Origin of the sequence: Janthinobacterium sp., assembly GCF_009923995.1 — a bacterium.
Lineage (GTDB): Bacteria > Pseudomonadota > Gammaproteobacteria > Burkholderiales > Burkholderiaceae_D > Janthinobacterium.
In genome coordinates, this window is sequence record NZ_RFSK01000067.1 from 21959 (window position 1) to 30317 (window position 8359).

The 8359-nt window shown below is 66.3% G+C and carries 8 protein-coding genes; 2 read left to right on the top strand and 6 right to left on the bottom strand.

Annotated features, from left to right (window positions below; all coding sequences use genetic code 11):
• Positions 1-222: 222 nt before the first annotated feature.
• The 5 genes from EBS11_RS24030 to EBS11_RS24050 all read right to left on the bottom strand — a co-directional run bounded on the left by EBS11_RS24030 (position 223) and on the right by EBS11_RS24050 (position 6911).
• A complete protein-coding gene (locus EBS11_RS24030) occupies positions 223-762 on the bottom strand; it encodes a GNAT family N-acetyltransferase (RefSeq protein WP_290607213.1) in 540 nt (179 codons plus the stop codon).
• 97 nt (positions 763-859) lie between these two features.
• Positions 860-2734 carry a signal peptide peptidase SppA gene (gene sppA / locus EBS11_RS24035; protein WP_290607215.1) on the bottom strand — a complete coding sequence of 625 codons (1875 nt, stop codon included), beginning with the start codon at positions 2732-2734 and terminating at the stop codon, positions 860-862.
• A gap of 63 nt (positions 2735-2797) precedes the next feature.
• Entirely contained in the window at positions 2798-4276 is a 1479-nt protein-coding gene (locus EBS11_RS24040) for a sodium:solute symporter (protein ID WP_290607217.1), read from the bottom strand.
• 69 nt (positions 4277-4345) lie between these two features.
• On the bottom strand, positions 4346-5563 hold the full coding sequence (locus EBS11_RS24045) for a YeeE/YedE family protein (protein ID WP_290607219.1): 1218 nt from the start codon (positions 5561-5563) through the stop codon (positions 4346-4348).
• Between the two features lie 136 nt (positions 5564-5699).
• The gene (locus EBS11_RS24050; protein ID WP_290607221.1) at positions 5700-6911 is read right to left on the bottom strand and encodes an MFS transporter; all 1212 of its coding nucleotides are present in this window, start codon (positions 6909-6911) and stop codon (positions 5700-5702) included.
• Positions 6912-7055: 144 nt separating this feature from the next.
• Between EBS11_RS24050 and EBS11_RS24055 the strand changes: the two genes are divergently transcribed.
• Positions 7056-7292 carry a DUF3820 family protein gene (locus EBS11_RS24055; protein WP_290607223.1) on the top strand — a complete coding sequence of 79 codons (237 nt, stop codon included), beginning with the start codon at positions 7056-7058 and terminating at the stop codon, positions 7290-7292.
• 9 nt (positions 7293-7301) lie between these two features.
• On the opposite strand, the gene EBS11_RS24060 is transcribed toward EBS11_RS24055, so the two are convergent.
• Positions 7302-7685 (bottom strand): glutaredoxin domain-containing protein, encoded by a 384-nt coding sequence (locus EBS11_RS24060; protein WP_290607225.1) that lies wholly within the window; start codon positions 7683-7685, stop codon positions 7302-7304.
• 207 nt (positions 7686-7892) lie between these two features.
• On the opposite strand from EBS11_RS24060, the gene EBS11_RS24065 reads away from it, so the two are divergent.
• On the top strand, positions 7893-8359 hold a 467-nt coding region (locus EBS11_RS24065), incomplete at its 3' end, for a hypothetical protein (RefSeq protein WP_290607227.1).

The window sequence follows — 8359 nt, forward strand, 5'->3', positions numbered from 1 at the left end:
CACGGTCCCGCAGGAAGAACGATGGCGGCATGGGGCTTGCGGGGCCACGGGGCGCCGCCGCGGGACAGGGCGGGCGACTGGCATGTCGATACAAACTCGCTACAAAATTCCCGCCAGGCGCCTTGACACGGGGCGGCGCAGTGCCAGTGGCACGCAAAAACGGTAGCAATTCTTTACCTGGCTTTACAGCGCGGCCGTGCGGCGGCGCGCTGCCGCGTCCATCTACAGCCCGATGCCGAGGATGACGTCCTGGTAATCCGTGCGGCCCACGCGGAAGGTGCGCCGCCCCAGCTGCGCAAAGCCGCAGCGCGCATAGAAGGCCAGCGCGTCGCGGTTTTCCGCGTACACGCCCAGCAGCACGCGCCCTGCCCCGCTGGCGCGCGCCTGCGCCAGCGCCGCCTGCATCAGGCGCTGGCCCACGCGCTGGCCCTGGAAGCGGTGCAGCAGGTAGATACGCTTGATTTCCAGGTCGTCGGGACGCGGGTCGGGCACGGGCAGGCTGGCGGGACTGAGCACCAGATAGCCCACGGGCGCGCCGCCCGGCGTCGCTTCGGCCAGCCACAGGCGCATGGCCGGCAGCGCCAGCCAGTCGCGGTACAGCTGCGCGTCGTGCTGGCGCTGGCAGTGGGCGATGACGTCGGCGCCGTCGAGGATGCCCGCAAACGCTTCCAGGAAGGTGGCCTGTCCCACCAGCGCCAGCGCCTGCTCGTCGCCCTTCACGCAGGGACGCAGGCTGATCGCCGTGCCGGTTTCTCCGCTCATGTCGCTTGCCATGCTGTGCTCCTCGTCTGTGCTCCGGATGGAAAACAAGCCGGGCAAAGCCGGCTTGGGGTGTCAGATCACTGTGCCAGGCCGGCCCTTACCTGCCGCCCAGGGGCACCTCGCACAGGCAGTGCGTGAGCGCCATGAACGGTTTCTGTTCGCGCGTGATGCCCGACAGCCAGCTCAGGTCCTGCGCCATGCCCAGCGCCGCGTCGGCCGGCAGGCCCGTACTGGCCAGGCCCAGCTTCACGTGCTCGCCCAGGCCCAGGGAAGCCATGGCCTTGGAACCGAACATGCCGATCAGGCGGTCCACGTTCGAGGTTTCCTGCTCCAGGTAGGTGACGCGGTAGTCGGCGCCCAGATTGGCGCGCTTGGCGGCGGAAGCGAGCGCGTCGCCATAGCTGCCGATGCGGTCGACCAGGTTGCGGTCCTTGGCCTGCAGGCCCGTCCACACGCGGCCCTGCGCCACTTCATTGATTTTCTCCGGCGTCGTCTTGCGCGCCTTCGCCGCCAGGCTCAGGAAGTCGCCGTACACGTGGTTGATCGAGCCCTGGATCACTTCGGCGAAGCGCGGATCGAGCGGACGCAATGGGTTGCCCGCGTCGGCCAGCCAGGTGGTGGGGGAACCGGCCGTGTGGATGCCCAGCTTTTCCACCACCTTGTCGGCCGTCGGCAAGATGGCGAACACGCCGATGGAGCCCGTGATGGTGGCCGCGTCGGCGATGACTTCATCGGACGAGGTGCTGATCCAGTAGCCGCCGGAAGCGGCCACGTTGCCCATCGAGACGACCACGGGCTTGCCGGCGGCGCGCGTCAGTTCCAGTTCGCGGCGGATCAGCTCCGAGCCAAAGGCGCTGCCGCCCGGCGAATCGACGCGCAGCACGACGGCCTTGATCGACTTGTCTTCGCGCGCCTGGCGGATCAGGCGCGAGGTGGACAGGCCGCCGATGGCGCCCGGGGGCGCGATGCCGTCGCCGATTTCGCCCGAGGCGATGACGACGCCGACGGCGTCGCCGATGTGCACGGGACGCAAACGCGCCAGGTAGTCCGTGTAATTGATCTGGCGGAAGTTCGTGCCTTCCGCGTTTTTCGCGCCGCGCGCCATCATGAACTGGCGCAGTTCATCGCGCGTCTTCAGGCCGTCGACCAGCTTGCCGTTCAGGGCCAGCTTGCCCATGTCGCCGCCGGCCGCCGTCATCATGGCGGGCAGGTTGTCGATGGTCTGCATGATGGCGCCAGCGGGCAGCTTGCGCGATTTTTCCACGTCGGTGGTGTACGTCGCCCACAGGCCGCTGTTCAGGTAGCGGTCCGCTTCGGCCGCCGCGTCGGACGGGCCGTTGGCGATGAAGGGCTCGGCCGCGCTCTTGTAGGTGCCCACTTTCAGCAGGTTGACCGTCACGCCCACCTTGTCGAGCGCATCGCGGTAGTAGTTGCGGTAGCGGCCGAAGCCTTCCAGCATGACGCCGCCCATCGGGTGCACGAACACTTCGTCGGCCTTGGCCGCCACCAGGTACTGGCGCTGGTTGTAACTGGAACCCCAGGCCGTCACCTTCTTGCCCGTGGCGCGGAAGCGTTCCACGCCGGCCGCCACTTCGCGCAGCGAGGCCAGGCCGCCGCTCTGCAATTCATCGAGCAGGATGACCATGGAACCGATATTGCTGTCCTTCGATGCCGTCTCCAGCACCGCCAGCACGTCGCGCAGCTGCACGCTCTTCTTGACTTCGCCGCTGACGTTGGCCAGCACGGCTTCGCGCACGCCGCCCGGGGTTTCCTCGACCAGCGGGCCTTGCAGGTCCAGCACCAGCGTGGTCTTGTCGCCCAGGGGCTTGGCGCCGCCGCCGAAGATGGCGATCAGGATGGCGATGACGATGAGCAGGAAGATCAGGTTGAAAACGGCGCGGCGGGTGGCGTCCAGCGCACGCCAGAATGCGCCAAAACCGCGGCGCAGCGGCGGGAACGGGTTGAGTGACATGAAAGCTCCGTGAGGTTATTTACCTAAAGGAAACCAATATAACTGAAAACGGCCCGAATCGTCCTATTTTGACAACGGTACTGCGCCCTTTTGCTCCACCGCTGCCGGCGTGGAAATGAGGAACAGTCCCGCCAGCACCAGGGCGCCATTCAGGATCAGCAATTCCAGGCCGAGACGGTAGTGCCCGAACAGCCGGGCCTGCTCCTGCTCGACCAGCGCGCACAGCAGCGGTCCCGCCACGGCCACCAGCGGCACCCAGCGGTCGCGCACGCCGCGCCGGCTCAGCAGGCCGAAGGCGAACAGACCCAGCAGCGGGCCATAGGTATAGCTTGCCAGCTTCAGGATCACGCCTATCATGCTGGGATCATCGAGCCACTTGAAGGCCATGATCAGGATCAAGAACAGTGCGGAAAAACCCAGGTGCACCCGGCGGCGCCAGCGCATCTGCGCCGCCTGGCTCAAATCCTGCCTGCGCTGCAGGCCCAGGATGTCGATGCAGAAGGTGGACGTGAGCGCCGTGAGGGCCCCGTCCACGCTGGGAAACAGGGCGGAGATGAGGGCGATGAAAAAGATCAGCTGCACGATGGCAGGGAAATGTCCCAGCACGACGGCGGGAAACAGCTTGTCACCCGTGGCCGTCACGCCCGCCAGCGGCGCATACAGGTGCAGCAGGCCGCCGAGGAAGAGGAACAGCAGCAGCACGCCCGTCAGCACCACGGTCAGGCTGAGCATATTCTTTTGCGAATCGCGCAAAGTGCACACGGAAATGTTCTTCTGCATCATCTCCTGGTCCATGCCCGTCATGGCGATGGTGATGAACATGCCGGCAAGAATATGCTTCCACACGTAGGCGGGGCTGTCCGGATCGGTGGTAAAGATGCGCGTGAGGCCCTGGGCGCGCATGCGCTCCAGGCTGTCGATGATGGACAGGTCCATCGCGCGCAGCAGGAACACGCTGCAGATGACGAGGCCGGCCAGCATGCACGCCGTTTGCAGGGTATCGGTCCAGACGATGGTTTTCACGCCGCCCTCATACGTGTACAACAGGATCAGCAGCAGCACGACGCCGGCCGTCAGCCAGAACGGCACGCCCAGGCTGTCGAGGATGGTCGCTTGCAGGATATTGACCACCAGATACAGCCGCGCCGTGGCGCCCAGCAGGCGCGACAGGATGAAGAATGCCGCCCCGCTCTGGTAGGCGCGCCGTCCCAGGCGCAGTTCCAGGTAGCGGTAGATGGAGGTCAGCTGCAGCCGGTAGTACAGCGGCAGCAGGATGAAGGTGATGGCCAGGTAGCCCAGCACATAGCCGAGCATCAGCTGGATGTAGCCGAAGCCGTTGCTGCCCACGGCGCCGGGCACGCTGATGAAGGTCACGCCCGTCAAGGTCGTGCCCACCATGCCGAAGGCCACCAGCATCCAGTTGCTGTCCTTGTTGCCGATGAAAAAACTGTCATTCGTGGCATGGCGCGACGTGCGCCACGCCACGCCCAGCAGGATCAGGAAGTACGCGAGGACGACGGCAAATAAAACGGCTGGGGACATGGGCGCTGCGCTGGCGGCAAAGGGGAACAGGGGCAGAAATATACAGCAAAGCCCCTGTTTATGCCGGCCTCAGCAGCCGGTCGGCTTGACTTTCTCCACTTCCAGGCCGAACCACGGACGCAAACGCGTGCCGACGACGTTGCCAAGGAAGGCGCAGACCAGCCACAGCCAGCCGTGCAGGCTGCCCGAGACGATGCCGCTGAAATACGCGCCGATGTTGCAGCCGTAGGCCAGGCGTGCGCCATAGCCGAGCAGCAGGCCGCCGACGATGGCGGCGATCAGCGAGCGGCGCGGGATGCGCCACACGGGCGCGTAGCGGCCGGCCAGCGCGGCCGCCAGCATGGCGCCCAGCACGATGCCGATGTCCATCACGGACGTCTTGTCCTGCGTAATCGGCGCGGCCAGCGCGGCCGCGTTGGCCTTGGTCGACCAGTAGGCCCAGCTGGCCGTGTCGATGCCGATCGCGGACGCCGCTTTCGCGCCCCACAGGGCAAACGCGGACGTCACGCCCCACGGACGGCCCGACAGGGCGAGGGTGGCGAAGTTCAGCACGACGAGGGCGATGGCGCCCGCCACCAGCGGCCACGGGCCATGCAGCCACGGCGACGCGTGCGCCGGGCGCAATGCCGGGGTGATGAGCTTGCCATGGCGGCGTTTTTCCACCCACACCGTGATGCCGGCGATCAAGGCGAAGACGATCCAGTTCAGCGCCAGCGCCGGTACCAGGCCCAAGCTGGTAACGAGGGAAATGGGCTGGAGCTGCGGCAAGGACGTCCAGAACGGCATGTGCGCCGTGCCGATCACGGAACCGACGATAAAAGCGATGAGGGTAATGATCATGCGCGTGCTGCCGCCGCCCACCGTATACAAGGTGCCGGAAGCACAGCCGCCGCCCAGCTGCATGCCGATGCCGAAGATGAAGGCGCCAAAGATCACCGAGGTGCCTGCCGGCGAGACGAGGCCGGCGACGGGCGTGCCGAACAGGGTGCCGGCCGACAGTGCGGGGAAGAACAGCGCCACGCCCACGGCCAGCATCAGCATCTGCGCGCGCAGGCCGTCGCCGCGGCCATCGGCGATGAAGACGCGCCAGGCGGACGTAAAGCCGAAGGCCGCGTGGTACAGGGTGATGCCCAGCAAGGCGCCCACCACGTACAGGGCGGCCTGGTTGACACCGACCGCCTGCGCCAGGTAGCACGCGCCCAGCACGATGAGCAGCAGCGCGACGCCCAGCGGTTTCGGATTGATGTCGGCGCGCAGGCGCAGGGAAGATGAGGCGGTATCGGACATGGCGGGAGGGAATCAGCGGAAGGGAAACGCTATTCTCCCCCGTTTTGCCGTTTTCTGCCAGCAAGGACCTGGGGCAGCCGGCCAGCCGGGGCGCCGCGGCCCCGGCCAATCTCGGGCCAGCTTGGCAGCTTGCAGCTTAGTGACCCACGGCATGGAGCGACTTGTCGCCGCCGGCACGCACGGGAATGGGATTCAAACGGTCCAGGCGGCCGCTGAGGGCCGTCAGGCCGAACGCGCCCAGCACGACGAGGGCGCCGATCCAGCCTGTGTGCACGAGGCCCAGGTGCTCCACGATGAGGCCGCCGCCCCAGGCGCCGCCGGCGATGCCGAGGTTGAAGGCGGCGATATTCAGGCCGGACGCCACGTCCACGGCGCGGGGCGTGAAGTGTTCCGCCTGCTGCACGACATACACTTGCAATCCAGCCACGTTACCGAAGGCGACGGCGCCCCACAGCAGCACGGTCGCAACGACGAGCACGGGATGCGGCGCCGTGAAGGTCAACACAAGCAGGACGGCCGCCAGCAGCAAAAAGATCAGTTTCAGGGCGCTGACAGGACCTTTCTTGTCGGCCAGCTTGCCGCCCCAGATATTGCCGAAGGCCACGGACACGCCATACACGAGCATCACCACGCCCACGGCACCGGCGCTGAAGCCGGCCACCTGCTGCAGGATCGGCGCCAGGTAGGTGAAGGCGATGAAGGAACCGCCATAGCCGATGGCCGTCATGGCGTACACCAGCAGCAGGCGCGGCTGGGCCAGCACCTGCACTTGCTGCAGCAGGGACGCCGGCTTGCTGTGGGCGATGTTCGACGGCACGTACAAGAGGCTGCCGATGAAGGCCACCACGCCCAGGGCGGAGACGGCGAGGAAGGTTTCGCGCCAGCCGAAATGCTGGCCGATGAAGGTGCCCAGCGGCACGCCCGTCACCAGCGCCACGGTGAGGCCCGTAAACATGATGGCGATGGCGCTGGCCGCCTTGTCCTTCGGCACCAGGGACGTGGCGATGGTCGAGCCGATGGAAAAGAACACGCCATGCGCCAGTCCCGTCAGGATGCGGGCGATAACGAGGGTTTCATAGCCGGGCGACTTCCAGGCCAGCAAATTACCCAAGGTAAACAGCACCATCAGGGACAGCAGCAGGGTCTTGCGGGGAATCTTGCCCGTCAGGGCAGTCAGGACGGGCGCGCCGACGGCGACGCCCAGTGCGTACAGGCTGACCAGCAGGCCGGCCGACGGCAGGTTCACGCCCAGGTCGGCGGCGATGGTGGGCAGCAGCCCGACGATGACAAACTCGGTGGTTCCGATGGCAAAGGCGCTGAGGGTCAGCGCCAGCAAGGCAATGGGCATGGCAAACTCCGGTAAAAGTGGATGGCATGCAGTATCGGGGTTTTCCTTGTTGCGAAAAATACCTCGCCAGGCAGAAGATAGTTGCGCCAAACTCAACAATATGGAGATCTGCTACACTGAACCCGTCAAAACCGGAGTCGTCGCATGAATTCAGAAAAACTGGCGCTGCTGCTCACGCGCGAAATGCCCTATGGGAAATACCAGGGACGCCTGCTGGCCGATTTGCCGGGACACTACCTGGGCTGGTTCGCCCGCGAGGGCTTCCCCTCGGGCGAACTGGGCAGCCTGATCGCGCTGATGTACGAACTCGACCACAACGACCTGCGCAGCCTGCTCGACCCGCTGCGCACGCGCACCTCGCCGTGGCGACCGGGCGAGTAAGCCAGCACGTCAGAACTCGCGCACCTTTTTTGCCAGCATGGCGCTGAACTCGCCGTTTTCCACGAGCTGCTGCAGCTCGCTGGCGCCGCCGATCAGCACGCCATTGACGAAAATCATGGGAAACGTGGGCCAGCCCGTCCACATCTTGAGGGCATTGCGGCGGTGCCACTGGCTCAGGTAGCTGCCATACTGCAAATACGTGTACGGCGTGCCCAGCACGTCGAGGATCTTGCGCGCCTTGCGGGGAAAGGGATTGAGGGCCATGCCCACCACCACGACCTGGTGCGCGGCAATGGCGGCCTGCACTTCGCGCACGATGTCCGTGTGCTTGCTGCCGATCAAGGGGCGGGCGGCGGGATGGATCTGGGTTTCGTCGAGGATGGCGCGGGTCATGGAAGTCCTGTCGTCAGTATCACGTGGGCACCGGGGTGCGGATGCCGCATTGTGCCATGCCGTGGCGCCGGATCACAGGCCTGCGCCAAGGCGCCCCTGCCCGCAGCGTCCCGGCGGACGCTGCCGCCACGGCCCGGCCGCAATCCGGGCACGACAGCCAGCCGGCGCCGTGCTAGAGTTGGCAAATCCATATTTTTCATCGAGCGCATGCCTACCCTACCCGCCCGCCTACGCTACCTGCGCAATGCCGAAGCCTTCTGCAGCGTGGCCTTGCCCCTGCTGCTGTGCTTTAACTGGCAGCAGTCCGCTACTCCCGTGGCGTGGGCCATGCGCCTGCCGGCCCTGGCCCTCGTCAGCGTCCTGCTGCTGCAGGGGGTGCTGTACTGGCACCTGAAGCTGGACTCGGTCGTGCGGCGCCAGCCCTTGCCCGCCTATTTCCAGCCCCTGTACCGTGTATTGAAACAGGCGAACCTGCCCCTCATCGCCGCCGTGGCCGGCTTCGTTGCCGTGACCAGCGCGGCCGCGACGAAGGCGGACCTGGCATGGGCGTATGGCTTGCTGGCCTTTGCCGTGCTCGAGCACGTCAACTACTACCATTACCAGCTGATGTACGACACGCGCGCCGCCTTCGCCTCGCTGCGCCGCAACGGCCGCCTGCGCAAGGCGGCGCTGGG